Source organism: Methylobacterium sp. J-118 (assembly GCF_057836565.1).
In genome coordinates, this window is sequence record NZ_JBYQFA010000001.1 from 5573448 (window position 1) to 5590271 (window position 16824).

The 16824-nt window shown below is 68.0% G+C and carries 15 protein-coding genes; 1 reads left to right on the top strand and 14 read right to left on the bottom strand.

Going from position 1 to position 16824, the window contains the following annotated elements; translation table 11 throughout:
* Nucleotides 1-12: 12 nt before the first annotated feature.
* Nucleotides 13-1314, bottom strand: a complete 1302-nt coding sequence (locus AC3IF3_RS27110; RefSeq protein WP_243967728.1) for a lipoprotein-releasing ABC transporter permease subunit — start codon at nt 1312-1314, stop codon at nt 13-15.
* A gap of 8 nt (nt 1315-1322) precedes the next feature.
* The gene (gene proS / locus AC3IF3_RS27115) at nt 1323-2648 is read right to left on the bottom strand and encodes a proline--tRNA ligase (protein WP_489230983.1); all 1326 of its coding nucleotides are present in this window, start codon (nt 2646-2648) and stop codon (nt 1323-1325) included.
* A gap of 567 nt (nt 2649-3215) precedes the next feature.
* Here proS and AC3IF3_RS27120 point away from each other — a divergent pair.
* Nucleotides 3216-3413 carry a hypothetical protein gene (locus tag AC3IF3_RS27120; protein ID WP_243967724.1) on the top strand — a complete coding sequence of 66 codons (198 nt, stop codon included), beginning with the start codon at nt 3216-3218 and terminating at the stop codon, nt 3411-3413.
* Nucleotides 3414-3418: 5 nt separating this feature from the next.
* Here AC3IF3_RS27120 and AC3IF3_RS27125 read toward each other — a convergent pair whose 3' ends face one another.
* From AC3IF3_RS27125 to nuoG, 12 genes are all read right to left on the bottom strand, one after another.
* Nucleotides 3419-3745 (bottom strand): DUF1467 family protein, encoded by a 327-nt coding sequence (locus tag AC3IF3_RS27125; RefSeq protein ID WP_243967723.1) that lies wholly within the window; start codon nt 3743-3745, stop codon nt 3419-3421.
* A gap of 5 nt (nt 3746-3750) precedes the next feature.
* Nucleotides 3751-4155 carry a methylmalonyl-CoA epimerase gene (mce, locus tag AC3IF3_RS27130; protein WP_489230984.1) on the bottom strand — a complete coding sequence of 135 codons (405 nt, stop codon included), beginning with the start codon at nt 4153-4155 and terminating at the stop codon, nt 3751-3753.
* 190 nt (nt 4156-4345) lie between these two features.
* Nucleotides 4346-6019, bottom strand: coding sequence for a ribonuclease J (locus tag AC3IF3_RS27135; protein WP_489230985.1), 1674 nt, complete (start codon nt 6017-6019; stop codon nt 4346-4348).
* Between the two features lie 16 nt (nt 6020-6035).
* On the bottom strand, nt 6036-6839 hold the full coding sequence (locus AC3IF3_RS27140) for a biotin--[acetyl-CoA-carboxylase] ligase (RefSeq protein ID WP_489230986.1): 804 nt from the start codon (nt 6837-6839) through the stop codon (nt 6036-6038).
* Between the two features lie 7 nt (nt 6840-6846).
* Nucleotides 6847-8292, bottom strand: a complete 1446-nt coding sequence (gene nuoN / locus AC3IF3_RS27145) for an NADH-quinone oxidoreductase subunit NuoN (RefSeq protein WP_489230987.1) — start codon at nt 8290-8292, stop codon at nt 6847-6849.
* 10 nt (nt 8293-8302) lie between these two features.
* Nucleotides 8303-9823: an NADH-quinone oxidoreductase subunit M gene (locus tag AC3IF3_RS27150; RefSeq protein WP_243967718.1), complete on the bottom strand. Its 1521-nt coding sequence runs from the start codon at nt 9821-9823 to the stop codon at nt 8303-8305.
* Between the two features lies 1 nt (nt 9824).
* Nucleotides 9825-11924 (bottom strand): NADH-quinone oxidoreductase subunit L, encoded by a 2100-nt coding sequence (gene nuoL / locus AC3IF3_RS27155; RefSeq protein ID WP_489230988.1) that lies wholly within the window; start codon nt 11922-11924, stop codon nt 9825-9827.
* Between the two features lie 82 nt (nt 11925-12006).
* Nucleotides 12007-12312 carry an NADH-quinone oxidoreductase subunit NuoK gene (gene nuoK / locus AC3IF3_RS27160; protein ID WP_010686008.1) on the bottom strand — a complete coding sequence of 102 codons (306 nt, stop codon included), beginning with the start codon at nt 12310-12312 and terminating at the stop codon, nt 12007-12009.
* Between the two features lie 22 nt (nt 12313-12334).
* Nucleotides 12335-12955: an NADH-quinone oxidoreductase subunit J gene (locus AC3IF3_RS27165; RefSeq protein ID WP_243965090.1), complete on the bottom strand. Its 621-nt coding sequence runs from the start codon at nt 12953-12955 to the stop codon at nt 12335-12337.
* A 221-nt stretch (nt 12956-13176) separates the two neighbouring features.
* Complete coding sequence (gene nuoI / locus AC3IF3_RS27170) at nt 13177-13665, bottom strand: NADH-quinone oxidoreductase subunit NuoI (RefSeq protein WP_007560744.1); 489 nt, start codon at nt 13663-13665, stop codon at nt 13177-13179.
* Between the two features lie 29 nt (nt 13666-13694).
* Nucleotides 13695-14717 (bottom strand): NADH-quinone oxidoreductase subunit NuoH, encoded by a 1023-nt coding sequence (gene nuoH / locus AC3IF3_RS27175; RefSeq protein WP_244019119.1) that lies wholly within the window; start codon nt 14715-14717, stop codon nt 13695-13697.
* Between the two features lie 12 nt (nt 14718-14729).
* Nucleotides 14730-16811 carry an NADH-quinone oxidoreductase subunit NuoG gene (gene nuoG, locus AC3IF3_RS27180; protein WP_489230989.1) on the bottom strand — a complete coding sequence of 694 codons (2082 nt, stop codon included), beginning with the start codon at nt 16809-16811 and terminating at the stop codon, nt 14730-14732.
* Nucleotides 16812-16824: the final 13 nt, after the last annotated feature.

Genomic DNA, 16824 nt, shown 5'->3' on the forward strand with positions numbered 1-16824 from the left:
GCGGGTGGCCCGTCAGCCGTAGCGGAGGGCCTGCACCGGATCGAGCCGGGCGGCGCGCCAGGAGGGATAGAGCGTCGCCGCGAGCGACAGCAGCAGCGCGGTGATCACCACGGCGGTGATCTCCTTCGGGTTCATCTGGGCCGGGATCTCGGCCAGGAACCGCACCGTCGGATCCCAGGCCCCCGGAAACAGCACGTGCTGGATCGGCTTGATGTTGAGGGTGATCAGGACGCCCAGCGCCAGCCCGCCGAGCGTCCCGACGACGCCGATCAGCGCACCGTTGATCAGGAACACCCGCATGATCGTGCCGGGCGTCGCCCCCATTGTGCGCAGGATCGCGATGTCGCTCGACTTGTCGCGCACCAGCAGGATCAGGCCAGAGACGATGTTGAGGGTCGCCACCACCACGATCAGGCTGAGGATCAGGAACATCACGTTGCGCTCGACCTCCAGCGCCCCGAAGAAGGTCCGGTTGCGCTGGCGCCAGTCGGTCAGCAGGATCGGGCGCTCGGCCGCCATCTCCAGCGGCTCGCGCATCTCGCCGACATGGTCGGGCTCGTCGACGTAGATCTCAATCATGCTGACGTCGCCGTCCTTGTTGAAGAACGCCTGCGCCTCGGCGAGGGGCATGAACACGAAGGTCTGGTCGAACTCAGTCATGCCGACCTCGAACACCGCCTTGACGGTGTAGCTCTTGGTCCGCGGCGCGGTGCCGAACGGGGTCGAGGAGCCCTTGGGCGTCACCAGCGTGATCGTGTCGCCGGCCTGCAGGCCCAGCGTGTCGGCGAGGCGCCGGCCGATCAGCACGCCGGTGCCGTCGTCAAAACCCTCCAGGGTGCCGCCGCGGATCGAGGACGAGACCGCCGCCAGGGCGTCGAGGTCGGCGGCGCGCACGCCGCGGATGATCACGCCCGAGCCGCCGTATTGCGACGAGGCGAAGGCCTGCCCCTCCACCAGCGGCACGGCGGCGCGCACCCCCGCCACCTTGGACAGGCGCTCCGACAGGTCGGTCCAGTCGTTGAACGGCCGGTCGATCGGCGTGGCGAACAAGTGACCGTTGATGCCGACGATCTTCGACAGGAGCTCCGCCCGGAAACCGTTCATCACCGACAGGACGATGATCAGCGTGGCGACGCCGAGGGCGATGCCCAGCACCGAGAAGAACGCCACCACCGAGACGCCCCCGCCCCGGCGCCGCGCCCGCAGGTAGCGGCCGGCGAGGATCCACTCGAACGGCGCGAACGGCGCGGTCCCCTGCTGGCGGAACGAGGCCGCGAAGCCCCTCACCCGGTCGATCGCCGCGGATGCCGCCATCGGAGCCCTCAGACGCGCCGGATTCGCGCCAGCAGGTCGACGATCGCGAGGCTCTCGCGCTCGCCGCCGGCGCGCCGCTTCAGCTCGACCTTGCCGTCGGCCAGCCCCTTCGGCCCGACGATCACCTGCCAGGGCAGGCCGATCAGGTCGGCGGTGGCGAATTTCGCGCCCGGGCGCTCATCGCGGTCGTCGTAGAGGACCGTCAGGCCGGCGGTCTCGAGATCCGACTGGATCTGCGCGCAGGCGGCGTCGGTGGCGGCATCACCGACCTTGAGGTTGATCAGAGCCACGTCGAAGGGTGCCACGGAATCCGGCCAGATGATCCCGGCCTCGTCGTGGCTGGATTCAATGATCGCCGCCACCAGCCGGCTCGGGCCGATGCCGTAGGACCCCATATGGACCGGCCGCTCGATCCCGTCCGGCCCGGCGACCTTGGCGCCCATCGGCTCGGAATACTTCGTGCCGAAATAGAAGATGTGCCCGACCTCGATGCCGCGTGCGGCGAGGCGGCTCTCCTCGGGGACCTCCGCGAAGGCCGCCGGCTCGTGCATGTCCTCGGTGGCGGCGTAGTGCGAGGTCCAGGCATCCACGATGCCCTGGAGGCCGGGAATGTCGTCGAAGTCGACCGTTTCCGGCGGGATGGCGAAGTCGAGATAGGCCTTGTCGCAGAAGACCTCGCTCTCGCCGGTCTTGGCCAGGATGATGAACTCATGGGACAGGTCGCCGCCGATCGGGCCGGTCTCGGCACGCATCGGGATCGCCTTGAGGCCGAGGCCCGCGAAGGTGCGCAGGTAAGCCACGAACATGCGGTTATAGGCGTGGCGGGCGCCGGCCTGATCGAAGTCGAACGAGTAGGCGTCCTTCATCAGGAACTCGCGCGAGCGCATCGTGCCGAAGCGCGGCCGCACCTCGTCGCGGAACTTCCACGAGATCTGATAGAGGTTCTTGGGGAGATCCTTGTACGACCGGACGCTCGCCCGAAAAATCTCGGTGACCATTTCTTCGGCGGTGGGGCCGTAGAGCATCTCGCGGTCGTGCCGGTCCTTCAGGCGCAGCATCTCCTTGCCGTAGGCGTCGTAGCGGCCGGATTCCTTCCAGAGTTCGGCGGACTGCACCGTCGGCATCAGGATCTCGATGGCGCCGGAGCGGTCCTGCTCCCGGCGGATCACCGCGCAGACGCGCTCCAGCACCCGCAGGCCGAGCGGCAGCCACGCGTAGATGCCGGCGGCCTCCTGGCGGACCAAGCCGGCGCGCAGCATCAGCCGGTGCGAGACGATCTCGGCTTCCTTGGGCGTCTCGCGCAAGGTCGGCATGAAGTAGCGGGAGAGACGCATATCGTCCGGTCTTGGATGTTGGATCCGGCCGGGAGGAGCCGCGGCGCGCCGGCACACAACACGCCGGAGACGCAAATTACAAGCACTGCACGACCACGGCGCGGCGTAATCGCGGCGAACCGGAGGCGCCCTCGCCTTTCAGCCGCCCGCTGGCCGAAACAGAGGCGATCTGCCCGTTTGCCGGCAAGAAAGCGCAGATTTTTCGCTTGGACCCGGTGACAACACGAATTGTTGTTCCTATAAGCGTCCGGCGATGTTTGCGATGCCCGGAAGAGGCGGCGCAAGGTCCGAGTCTCGGGAGGAAAAACGACCGCCCCGCAGGAAATGCGGAGGACTTTAATGGTCGAGCCAGTGAAGCTTGAAAGCAAGGCCTCGGGCCTTGCTTTTTTTATTTCAGGCGCAGCAACGCGGCGGCGCTTCTCCGGGGCCGGCCGCGGCGTCCCGGGACGCTGTGAAGACTGGTGAAAGCGCGGAGAAGACGCGGCTTCGGCTCGCGTGGGGCAGGCCGTTAACCCGGCAGGCTGTTGCGCCGCACAGGATGGGCTCAGCAGCCTGGGTGAGCCCGCCATGCACTTCGAGATTCGCCAGGCCGAAACGGGCTGGGCCTGGATCCTCCGCAACGAGGCCCGTGAGACGATCGCCGAGTCGGATCAGACCTTCCCGTCGGCCGCGCAGGCCTCCGCGGCGGCCCTGGCCTTCGCGCATCTCGTGGCGCGGGCGGGCAAGTCGCTGACGGTGACCTCGTCCTCCGGAACGCTACTCTGAGCCTGTCACAGCCCCGTCAGTGGGAACACCGCCAGCGCGATCAGGAAGGCGGCCCCCGCGACCAGCGTCGTCCAGATCGCCTTCTCGCGCAGTCGCGGCGCCGCGGGTGCGCCCGGATCCTGGCCCGGCACGATGTGGGTCGCCCGGCGTTCGGGCTGGTTGCGCAGGGGCAGGATCGCGAAGAGCAGCGTCCACCATACCACGAAGTAGAGGGCGATGGCGCCGCCCACGGTCAGCTTGAACAGGCCCACCCCCGCCGCCACGAAGGCCGCGACCAGCACCGTGATGACGACGAGCGTCACCGGCGTCGAGCGGGCCAGCGTGGTCATCATGGGCTTCAGACCTGCTCCAGCTCGACCAGGGTGCCCAGAAAGTCCTTCGGGTGCAGGAACAGGACCGGCTTGCCATGGGCGCCGATCCGCGGCTCGCCGGTGCCGAGCACCCGGGCGCCCTGCGCCTTGAGCGTATCGCGGGCCGCCAGGATGTCGTCGACCTCGTAGCAGACGTGGTGAACGCCGCCGCCCGGGTTGCGGGCCACGAAGGCCGCGATCGGCGAGTCATCCCCAAGGGGCGCCATCAGTTCGACCTTGCTGTTCGGCAGTTCGACGAACACCACGGTGACACCGTGCTCGGGCTGCTGCAGCGGCGGCGTGACCGTGGCGCCCAGCGTATCGCGGTAGACCGCGCAGGCGGCCTCGAGATCCTGCACCGCGATGGCGACGTGGTTGAGACGGCCGATCATGTTTGGTTCCTCCCCACGAGAGAAGCCCTCTTTTCGAGAGCGATTTTGTTCGGCTGGAGGCTCAGCCGCCACTGGCGGACGCTACGTGCCCCCCTCCCGGGCGGGAAAGGGGACGCGCGTTGCATCCGGCCAGCGTCGGATGAGCCGGTACCTCCTGGACACTAGAGCGCCCTGAAATCGGCAGCCAGTCTCAAACCTCCACGACCTGCACGTGGCAGGCCGGCTTCTTGCCCCAGACCTCGTTGACGGCGGTGCGCACCGCCCGGTCGACGCCCTTCTCGACGCCCTCCGAGTCCTTGAGCTTGCCCCGGGACATCCCCGACAGGGTCCGAGTGACCGCGTCGACCACGGTCTCGATCAGCGGGTCGCCGGACCGGCCGCGGTTGGGCAGGCCGATGATGTCCACCGCCGGCTCGCCGAGCACCACCCCGTCCTCGTCGATGGCGATGGCCACCGAGACGAGCCCGGCCTGCATGAGCTTGCGCCGCTCCGGGATCGCCCGGTCCTTCTCGTCGATCAGGACGTCGCCGTCCTTGAACAGGCGGCCGGCCTTCACGTGGTCGATCACCGCGGGCGTGCCGGGGCTCAGGCGGATCAGGCTGCCGTTGCGGGCCTTGACCACGTTCTGGACGCCCTGCGCCCGGGCGAAGCGGGCATGCTCGTCGAGGTGGAGCGCCTCGCCGTGGACCGGGATCGCGGTGCCGGGGCGGGTCCACTTGTACATCTCGACCATCTCGTCCCGGCGCGGGTGGCCGGAGACGTGGACGAGCTCGGTGCGGTCGGTGATCACCTCGACGCCCTGCTCGATCAGGTCGTTGATGATCGACCCGACATCGCGCTCGTTACCCGGAATCGCCCGTGAGGAAAAAATCACCCGGTCGCCGGCGGTCAGGCCGATATCCGGATGGTCGCGCCGGGACACGCGGGCGAGCGCCGCCCGCGGCTCGCCCTGCGAGCCGGTGAGCAGGGCCACGACCCGTTCGCGGGGCAGGCTCTTCCAGGAATCCGCCCGGCGGAACTCGGGCAGCCCGTCGAGGTAGCCGCACTCGCGGGCGACGTCGATCACCCGGTCCATGGCCCGGCCGACCGCGACGATCTCGCGGCCGCAGGCCACCGCGGCCTCGGCGACCGCGCGGATGCGGGCGACGTTCGACGCGAAGGTGGTCACCGCCACCCGGTGGGGGGCGTCCGCGACCAGCGTCTTGAGGGTCTGGGCCACCTCGCGCTCGCTCGGTGAGAAGCCCTCGCGCACGACGTTGGTGGAATCGCAGACCAGCGCCAGGATTCCCTCGTCGCCGAGGGCCGTGAACGCCTCGGGCGAGGTGACCTCGCCGGCCACCGGGGTCGGGTCGATCTTCCAGTCGCCGGTATGGACCACGAGGCCCGCGGCGGTGCGGATCGCGATGGCATTCGATTCCGGGATCGAGTGCGAGACCGGGACGTATTCAAGCTCGAACGGCCCGATGGTGATGCGCCGGCCGGGCTTGACCTCCCGCAGGTCGACCTTCGGCGCACCGGGTTCGGAGAGGCGGCGGGTCTCCAGCAGGTTCTTGGCGAAGCGCGTCGCGTAGACCGGCACCTTGAGCCGCGACCACAGTTCCGAGATCGCGCCGATATGGTCCTCGTGCGCGTGGGTGATGAAGATCCCGAGCAGGTCCTTGCGCCGCTCCTCGATGAAGGAGAGGTCAGGGAACATCAGGTCGATGCCCGGCATGTTCTCCTCGCCGGCAAAGCCCATGCCGCAATCGACCATGATCCACTTCCGGCCCTTCTCCGGACCGAGCCCGTAGAGGGCCGCATTCATCCCGATCTCGCCCACGCCGCCGAGCGGCAGGAAGACCAGCTCCTCCTGTCCCATCACCATCTGTCGTCGTCCAAACTCAGGCCGCCGTCGCGGCCGATCCGAAATGCACCTCGCCCGCCGTCACGGTATGCCGGTTCCCATCGGGGGCGAGGATCACGAGCCGCCCCCCCTCGTCGATCGTCTCGAACACGCCCCGCAGGATGCGCCCGCCGCTGTGCACCGCGATCTCCGATCCGAGACCGGCGGCCCGCGCGAGCCAGTCGGCGCGCAAGGCAGCGAAATTCCGTCCCCGGTCCCAGGTGCGCGCCTGCGCGGCCATCCGGTCCGAGAGATGTTCCAGTAGCGCTTCGGCGCCGCCCGCGTAACCCATCGCGGCCAAGCTCGTCGCGCCAAGTCCCTCGGGCGCTGCCGCGACGTTGACGCCGAAGCCGATCACTGCGGCGCGCCGGCCCCCCGGCAGGGTCTCGGCTTCCAGCAGCAAGCCGGCGAGCTTGGCCCGACCGCGTAGCACGTCGTTCGGCCATTTGAGTTGGAAAGATCGGGTGTCGGGCTCCGATCCGGTATCCGGCAGGGTGCCGCAGGCCGCCTCCAGCGCCTCGATCAAGGCGAGGCCGGCCACGAATCCGAGCTCGGCGAGGTGGTCCGGCGCCACACCGGCCACCGGCCAGAGCACGCTCGCCGCGAGATTGCCCGGCAGGGACGCCCAGGCATTGCCCCGCCGGCCGCGGCCCGCCTCCTGGCGATGGGTCACCACCCAGAGCGGTCCGGTCTCACCGGCCCGCGCCTGAGCCATCGCCTCCGTGTTGGTGGAGCCGAGGGTGTCGTGGACGTGCAGGCGGTGGCCCTGGGCGCGGGCCTCGGGCCCGAGTCGATAGCGCAAGGCGATCCTAGAACAGCGACCGGGCGGCGCGGCTAGCGGCGCCGACCAGCGGTCCCGGGAGCAGGAAGAACAGCACCACAACGACGCTCGACAGCGCCAGGACCACGCGCAGGCCCGGGGCCATCGCCTCGTAGGGCTCCTTCGGCTCGTCGAAATACATGATCCGCACGATGCGCAGGTAGTAGTAGGCGCCGACCACGCTGGTGACCACGCCGATCACCGCCAAGGTGACGAGCCCCGCCTTGATGGCGGCGGCGAACACGTAGAACTTCGCGAAGAACCCGGCCAGGGGCGGGATGCCGGCGAGCGAGAACATCATTGCGGCGAGGCAGAAGGCCAGCCACGGATGGGTGCGCGACAGGCCGGACAGATCCTCGATCGACTCGAACATCACGTCCCGACGCCGGAGCGACAGGATGATCGCGAAGGTGCCGAGCGTCATCGCGAGGTAGATGATCATGTAAGTGACGAGCCCGCTGATCCCCTCCTCCGAGCCGCAGGCCAGTCCGATCAGGGCGTAGCCGATATTGGCGATCGACGAGTAGGCCATCAGGCGCTTGATCGAGCTCTGGCCGATGGCCGCGAAGGAGCCGAGCGCCATCGACACCACCGAGACGAAGATGAAGATCTGCTGCCAGATCGCCGTCACGTCCGGCATGGCACCGATGAACACCCGGACCGTCATCGACACCGCCGCCATCTTGGGCGCGGTGGCGAAGAAGGCGGTCACCGGGGTCGGCGAGCCCTCGTAGACGTCGGGGGTCCACATGTGGAACGGAACCGCCGACATCTTGAAGCAGACGCCGGCGGCCAGGAACACGATCCCCAGCACGATGCCGAGACCGGCATTCTCGTTCAGCGCCGAGACGATGCCGGGGAAGGAAACGGTGCCGGTGAAGCCGTAGACCAGGGAGGCGCCGTAGAGCAGCATCCCGGAGGAGAGCGCGCCGAGCACGAAGTACTTCAGGCCGGCCTCGGTGGACTTGGCGTCGTCCCGGTGGAAGGCGGCGATCACGTAGGCGGCGAGCGATTGCAGCTCAAGGCCCAGGTAGAGCGCGATCAGGTCGTTGGCCGAGACCATCACCATCATGCCGATGGTGCACAGCACGATCAGCACCGGGAATTCGAACCGGTCGATGCGCTCGCGCTTGAAGAAGTCGTGCGCCAGCAGGATCGTCGAGGCCGAGCCGAGCAGTACCAGCGACTTCATCACCTTGGAGAAGGAATCCGACACGAAGGCGCCCGACAGGGTCGTGATCCGGCCATGCACCGGCTGGGAGATCACCACCGAGAGGGCGACGAGGAGCAGCACCAGGGCGCCGACGCTCACGGTCTCGGCCGAGCGCTCGCCGCGCCAGGCGCCGTAGAGGATCAGGACCAGGACGCCGATGCCGAGGATCAGCTCGGGCAGGAGCGGTGCCAGCGAGGGCAGGACGGAGTGGACGGTGGGCATGGTGTCCGCCTCAGCGCGGGATCGGCAGCGCGGCCGCGGCCGTCTGGGTGTTCGAGAGGGCGGCCTTCATGCTGGCCATCAGCGCGTCGGTCGAGGGCGCGAACACGTCGAGCACCGGGGCCGGATGCACGCCGTAATAGATCGTCAGCGCGACCAGCGGCGCCAGGATGATCTTTTCGCGCAGATCCAGATCCAGGATGCCCTGGAGGTTCGGCTTCTCCAGCTTGCCGTAGATCACCCGGGCGTAGAGCCACAGGGCGTAGGCCGCCGACAGGATGATGCCGAAGGTCGAGAAGAAGGCGACGTTCGGGTTCGCCTTGAAGGCGCCGAGCATCGACAGGAACTCGCCGACGAAGCCGGAGGTGCCGGGCAGGCCGACATTGGCCATCGTGAACACCATCATGGCCACCGCGTAGAGCGGCATCCGCTTGACGAGGCCGCCATAGGCCGAGATCTCGCGGGTGTGCATCCGGTCGTAGACGACGCCGACGCAGAGGAATAGCGCCCCCGAGACGATGCCGTGCGAGATCATCAGGAACAGCGCGCCCTGGATGCCCTGCTCGTTCAGGGTGAACAGGCCCAGCGTCACGAAGCCCATATGGGCCACCGACGAGTAGGCGATCAGCTTCTTGATGTCGGTCTGCATCATCGCGGTGAGCGACGTGAAGATGATCGCGATCACCGAGAGGGCGAAGACCAGGGGCGCGAAGTCGTGGCTCGCCACCGGCAGCATCGGCAGCGAGATCCGGATGAAGCCGTAGCCGCCCATCTTCAGGAGGATGCCGGCCAGGATCACCGAGCCGGCGGTCGGCGCCTCCACGTGGGCGTCGGGCAGCCAGGTATGGACCGGCCACATCGGCATCTTCACCGCGAAGGAGGCGAAGAAGGCGAGCCACAGCCAGGTCTGCACCTGCACCGGGAAGCGGTACTGCAGCAGGGTCGGGATGTCGGTGGTCCCGGCCTGCCAGTACATCGCCATCACGGCGAGCAGCATCAGCACCGAGCCGAGCAGGGTGTAGAGGAAGAACTTGAAGCTGGCATAGACCCGGCGCTGCCCGCCCCAGATGCCGATGATCAGGAACATCGGGATCAGGCCGGCCTCGAAGAACAGGTAGAACAGCAGCAGGTCGAGCGACTCGAACACGCCGATCATCGTCGTCTCGAGGACGAGGAAGGCGACGAAATACTCCTTCACCCGGAAGTGGATCGAGTGCCACGAGGCGCCGATGCAGAACGGCATCAGGAAGGTGGTCAGCAGGACGAGCGGGATCGAGAAGCCGTCGACGCCGAGCTTGAACCGGATCGTCTCGGCGAGCCACGGATGGCTCTCGACCAGCTGGAAGCTCGCCGAGGCGGCGTCGTAGCGGCCCCAGGCCACCAGCGAGAGCACGAAGGTGACGATCGTGGTGGCGAGCGCGGCCCAGCGGCTGTTGCGCGCGACGGAAGCCTCGTCGCCGTTCAGCGTCAGGATGAAGGCCGCGCCGCAGAGCGGCACGATCAGCAGGCCGGAGAGGATGCCGAGGCCGAGCATGTCAGTGTGCACCCTTGGGCAGCCCGGCCATCAGATACCAGCTGATCAGGCCGGCGACGCCGATGAGCATGACGAAGGCGTAGTGGTAGAGGTATCCGGTCTGGAGGCGGACCACCCCGCGGGTCACGTCCACGACACGGGCCGCGATGCCGTTCGGGCCCAGCCCGTCGATGATCCGGCCGTCGCCCTGCTTCCACAGGAACAGGCCGAAATCCTTGGCCGGGCGGACGAAGATCCGATCGTAGATCTCGTCGAAGTACCATTTGTTGAGCAGGAACCGGTACAGCGACGGCTGCTGCGCGGCGAGCGCGCCCGGCAGTTCCGGCCGGCGGATATACATCCAGAACGCCAGGACGAAGCCGAGGATCAGCATGATCAGCGGTGAGTAGGAGACCAGCGCCGGGACCTCGTGGATCTCGTGCATGATGTGGTTGTTCGGGCCGTGCGCCAGGGCGTGGCCCCAGAACGCGTCCATGCCGGAGCCGATGAACCGGTCGTGGAAGATGATCCCGGCGAACAGCGCACCGAAGGCGAGGATCGCCAGCGGGATCGTCATCACCAGCGGGCTCTCATGGGGCGTATGATCGCCGTGCCCGTGATGGTCGTCGGCGACCACGTCGCTCTTGTGGGCCGGCTCGATATCGTGGCCCTTGTCGTCGTGTGCCGCGCCCTCGGTGTGGCCGGGGGGCCCGTCGGCCTCGTGCGCCATGGTCGAGTGCGCCACCGCGGGGGCGTCTGGGTGGTCGTGCGCGGCGTGCACACCCCAGCGGGCCGGACCCTCGAAGGTCATGAAGAACAGCCGCCAGGAGTAGAACGAGGTGAAGAACGCCGCCACCACCACGCACAGGAAGGCGAGCGTGTGCCCGGGCCGGGTCGAGGCATAGGCCGCCTCGATGATCGCGTCCTTCGAGTAGTAGCCGGCCGTGTAGGGGAAGCCGATCAGCGCCAGCGACCCGATCGCCATCATGGCGCTGGTGTAGGGGATGTAGCGGCGCAGGCCGCCCATGTTCCGCATGTCCTGCTCGTGGTGCATCGCGTGGATGACCGAGCCGGCGCCCAGGAACAGCAAAGCCTTGAAGAAGGCGTGGGTGAACAGGTGGAACACGCCCGCCGAATAGGCGCCGACGCCGAGCGCCACGAACATGTAGCCGAGCTGCGAGCAGGTCGAGTAGGCGATCACCCGCTTGATGTCGTTCTGCACGAGGCCGATCGTGGCCGCGAAGAAGGACGTGATGCCGCCGATCACCGTGACGACGACGAGCGCGTTCGGCGCCTCCTCGAACAGCGGCGACAGACGCGCCACCATGAATACGCCCGCGGTCACCATGGTGGCGGCATGGATCAGCGCCGAGACCGGGGTCGGGCCCTCCATAGCGTCCGGCAGCCACGTGTGCAGCAGGAACTGCGCCGACTTGCCCATGGCGCCCATGAACAGGAGCAGGCAGGCCAGCGTCAGGGCGTTCCAGTCGTAGCCGATGAAGTGGAAGCTCAGGGTCTTGATCGCATCGACCTTGCCGAAGATCGCGTCGAACGCCACGGAGCCGGTCAGCACGAAGACCAGGAAGATGCCGAGCGAGAAGCCGAAATCGCCGACCCGGTTGACGATGAACGCCTTCATAGCGGCGGCGTTGGCCGAGGGCTTCTCGTACCAGAAGCCGATCAGCAGGTAGGAGGCGAGGCCCACGCCCTCCCAGCCGAAGAACATCTGCACGAGGTTGTCGGCCGTCACCAGCATCAGCATCGCGAAGGTGAACAGCGACAGGTAGGCGAAGAACCGCGGCCGGTGCGGATCCTCCTCCATGTAGCCCACGGAGTAGAGGTGCACGAGGGTCGAGACGGTGGTCACCACCACCAGCATGACCCGGGTCAGGGTGTCGACCTTGAAGGCCCAGTCGACCTGGAGGTCGCCGGCCGAGAACCAAGCGGCGACCTGCACCCGCTCGGCATGGCCACCCTCCAGGAACACGACCCAGGCGAGCAGGGCCGTGAAGGCCAGGAACGCCGTGGTGATGTACTCGCAGGCCCGGGCCCCGATGTACCGGCCGAACAGGCCAGCGATCAGGAAGCCGATCAGCGGGAAGAAGACGATCGCGTGATACATCGCTCTCTTGCAGTCCGTCCTCCGGGCCGGCCGCTGGGCGGCGGCGTCCGGATGTGAATCGGGGCGCGCGGGGAGGGAGGCCCTAGCCCTTCATCATGCTCACGTCCTCGACCGCGATGGAGCCGCGGTTGCGGAAGAACACCACCAGGATGGCGAGGCCGATCGCCGATTCGGCGGCCGCGACCGTCAGGACGAACAGGGCGAAGACCTGTCCGGTGATGTCGTTCAGCTGCGTCGAGAAGGCGACGAGGTTGATGTTGACCGAGAGCAGGATCAGCTCGACCGACATCAGGATGACGATGATGTTCTTGCGGTTGATGAAGATGCCGAGCACGCCGAGCGTGAACAGGATCGCCGCGACGGTGAGATAGTGGCTCAGGCCGATCATCGTTCGAAGCTCCCGGCTTTCATCAGACCTCGACGCCCTGGCGCGAGGGCACCTTGCGGGTCTCAACCGCCATCGCCTGGGTGCGGGCGTTCTGGACAGCGATGTCCTGGCGCTTGACGCCCGGCCGGTCGCGCAGGGTCAGCACGATGGCGCCGATCATGGCAACCAGCAGGATCAGGCCGGCGAGCTGGAAGAAATAGGCGTAGTCGGTGTAGAGCACCCGGCCGAGCGCCTGGGCGTTGGTCAGGTTCTCGGCCGAAGCGACGTTGCCGAGCGGCGCCTGGACGAGGCCCGGATCGATGGTCCAGGAGCCCACCACCAGCAGCAGCTCGACCAGGAAGATCGCGCCGATCAGGGCGCCCACCGGCAGGTATTGCTGAAAGCCCTGGCGCAGCTCGGCGAAGTCGACGTCGAGCATCATCACCACGAACAGGAACAGAACCGCCACCGCGCCCACGTAGACGACCACCAGGATCATCGCGAGGAACTCGGCGCCCATCAGGACGAACAGCCCGGCGGCGTTCACGAAGGCGAGAATCAGGAACAGCACCGAGGCGACGGGATTGCGCGAGGCGATCACCATGAAGCCCGACGCGACCGTGACGCTCGCGAACAGGTAGAAGAAGGCGGCTGCTGCGGTCATGCGCTGGTCGGGATCGGCCGCCGGAGCGGCCCCTTCTGCCGTGCGTGGAAACGGGCCGCAGCGGGCGGCCCGTCTATAGAACCCGGTCGGCGGGGGCACAACAGCGCCCCCGGCATGGCTCTAGAGCATCGCTCCGGAAAGCGGAACCGCCGCGATGCCCTAGATCCCTGATTCGACATCATCTTTTCCGAAAGCCGGGGCCTGCCTTTCGAGATGATGCGTTAGCGATACGGTGCGTCCATCGCGATGTTGCGGGCGATCTCGCGCTCCCAGCGGTCGCCGTTCAGCAGGAGCTTCTGCTTGTCGTAGAGAAGCTCCTCCCGGGTCTCCACCGAGAATTCGAAGTTCGGCCCCTCCACGATGGCGTCCACCGGGCAGGCCTCCTGGCACATGCCGCAGTAGATGCACTTCACCATGTCGATGTCGTACCGAGTCGTCCGGCGGGTGCCGTCGTTGCGGCGCGGACCGGCCTCGATGGTGATGGCCTGGGCCGGGCAGATCGCCTCGCAGAGCTTGCAGGCGATGCACCGTTCCTCGCCGTTCGGATAGCGGCGCAGGGCATGCTCGCCCCGGAAGCGCGGACCGCGGTGCCCCATCTCGAAGGGGTAGTTGATCGTGGCCTTCGGCTTGAAGAAGTAGCGCATGCCGAGGATCATCCCCGACACGAATTCCTTCAGCAGCAGGCTCTTTGCGACCTGATCGAGCTTCATGGCCCGGATCTCCGATTCGGCGGGTGGGCTCAGGCGCCCGGCGCGAGGCCGGTCAGCTTGAGCACGAAGGCGACGACGACGACCGAGACCAGCGAAATCGGCAGGAAGACCTTCCAGCCGAGGCGCATGAGCTGATCGTAGCGGTAGCGCGGCACGATGGATTTCACCATCGCGAACAGGAAGAACAGGAAGCTGGCCTTCAGGATGAACCAGATCACGCCCGGCACCCAGGTGAACGGCGCGAACGGGATCGGCGACAGCCAGCCGCCCAGGAACAGCACGGTGCCGAGCGCGCACATGCTCATGATGGCGACGTACTCGCCGAGCATGAACAGCAGATAGGGCGTCGACGAGTATTCGACCATGTAGCCGGCCACCAACTCCGACTCGGCCTCGGGCAGATCGAAGGGCGGGCGGTTGGTCTCGGCGAGCGCCGAGATGAAGAACACCACGAACATCGGGAACAGCCACAGCCAGTACCAGCCGAACAGGCCGAGGCTCGTGTCCTGCGCCATCACGATGCGCGAGAGGTTCAGGGAGCCTGCGCAGAGCAGCACGCAGATGATCACGAAGCCGAGCGAGACCTCGTAGGAGATCATCTGGGCCGCCGAGCGCAGCGCGCCCAGGAAGGCGTATTTCGAGTTCGAGGCCCAGCCGCCCATGATGACGCCGTAGACGCCCAGGCTGGAGATCGCGAAGATGTAGGTGATGCCGACGTTGATGTCGGCGATCGCCCAGCCGTCGGCGAGCGGGATCACCGCCCAGCTCGACAGGGCCAGCATCGCGAAGACCAGCGGCGCCAGCAGGTAGATCGCCTTGTTGGCGCCCGCCGGGATGACCGGCTCCTTCAGCACGAACTTGAGCAGGTCGGCGAAGGACTGGAACAGGCCGAAGGGGCCGACCACGTTGGGGCCGCGCCGGAGCTGAACCGCCGCCCAGATCTTCCGGTCGGCGAGCAGCGCGTAGGCGATGAAGACGAGGAGCGCGGCGAGGAGCACGAAGCTCTTCAGCACGATCAGGAGCACGGTCCCGAGGATTTCGAGCGACGTCATCGGTCTTGGCTCCTACTCGGCCGCCGCCAGGGGGCGCGCCTCGGCGGCGCGCTCCCGGGCCAGCCGCGAGCACTCTGCGAGGATCCGCGAGGCGCGGGCGATCGGGTTGGTGAGGTAGAAGTCGGTGACCGGCGAAGCGAAGGCCGGACCGGTCGCGGTGCCGCCGAGGCCGGCGAGCCGGTCCAGGGCCTCCGCGACATTGCCGGGCTCGACTGCGCCGACCGCCGCGAGATGCGGGTGGGCGGCGTAGAGCGCCCGGCGGAGCGCGGTCAGCGAATCGAAGGGCAGGCGCTGACCCAGCACGTCCGAGAGGGCGCGCAGGATCGCCCAATCCTCGCGGGCATCGCCCGGCGGGAAGGCGGCGCGGTTGCCCAGCTGGACCCGGCCCTCCGTGTTCACCCAGGTCGCCGACTTCTCGCTGTAGGCGGCGCCCGGCAGGATCACGTCGGCCCGGGAGGCGCCCCGGTCGCCGTGGGTGCCCTGATAGATCATGAAGGCGCCCGGCGGCACGGCGCGCTCGTCGGCCCCGAGGTTGAACAGCACGTCGAGGGCGCCCGGCTCCAGCATCCCCGAGACGGCCAGGCCGCCCTCCCCCGGCACGAAGCCGAGGTCCAGGGCCCCGACCCGGGCGGCCGCCGTGTGCAGCACGCCGAAGCCGTTCCACCCCTCCGAGACCGCGCCGACCGCCTTGGCCAGCGATGCGGCCGCGGCCAGGATGCCGGGCTCGGCGTTGGCGCCGACGATGACGAGCGGCGCCTTGGCCTCCTTGAGCACCTCCAGGAAGCTGTGCTCGCCGCGGGCGAGCGCCGCAAGGGAGTCCGGGCCGGCGCCGATGTAGTGGCTCGGATAGGTCAGATCGACCGGCTCGCCGATGACCCCCACCGCCAGCGGTGCCATGCGCCAGCGCTTGCGGATGCGCACGTTGAGCAGCGAGGCCTCGGTGCGCGGGTTGGCACCGACGATCAGGATCGCGTCCGCGCCCTCGATCCCCGCGATGGTCGGGTTGAAGATATAGGAGGCGCGGCCGAGCGCCGGGTCGAGCCCGGTCTCGGTCTGGCGGCAATCGAGGTTGGGCGTGCCCAGAGCGCGCATCAGTTCGCGCAGCGCAAACATCTCCTCGACCCCGGCGAGGTCGCCGACCACGGCACCGATGCGCTTCGGATCCGTCCCCTTCACCTTGGCGGCGATGGCCTGGAACGCCTCACCCCAGGAGGCCGGGCGCAGGCGGCCGTTCTCGCGCAGGTAGGGCCGGTCCAGGCGCTGCATCCGCAGCCCATCGATGTGATAGCGGGTCTTGTCGGAGATCCACTCCTCGTTGATCTCCTCGCTGACCCGCGGCTCGATCTGCATCACCTCGCGGCCGCGGGTGTCGATGCGGATCGACGAGCCGACCGCATCCATCACGTCGACCGATTCGGTCTTGTTCAGCTCCCAGGACCGCACGTTGTAGCTCTGCGGCCGATGCACCAGGGCCCCCACGGGGCAGAGGTCGGCGACGTTGCCCTGGAGCTCCGAGGCCATCGACTGCTCGAGGTAGCTCGTGATCTCCATGTCCTCGCCGCGGCCGATGGCGCCGAGGTCGGGCACGCCCGCCACCTCGGCGAGGAAGCGCACGCAGCGGGTGCAGTGAATGCAGCGGTTCATCGCGGTCCGCACCAGCGGGCCGATATGCTTCTCCTCGACCGCGCGCTTGTTCTCCTGGTAGCGGGTCGAATCGACCCCGTAGGCCATGGCCTGATCCTGGAGGTCGCAATGGCCGCCCTGGTCGCAGATCGGGCAGTCGAGCGGGTGATTGATCAGGAGGAACTCCATCACCCCTTCCCGGGCCTTCTTGGTCAGGCCGGAGCGGGTGAGGACCTCCGGCGGCTCGCCGTTCGGGCCGGGGCGGCAATCCTTCACCGCGTAGGCGCAGCTCGCCACCGGCTTGGGCGCGCCCTTCAGCTCGACGAGGCACATCCGGCAATTGCCGGCGATCGACAGCCGCTCGTGGAAGCAGAAGCGCGGGATCTCGGCTCCGGCGGCCTCGCAGGCCTGGAGCAGGGTGTATTCGGCCGGAACCTCGACCTCGGTGCCGTCGACGCGGATTTTTGTCATCGGTGCCATCTCA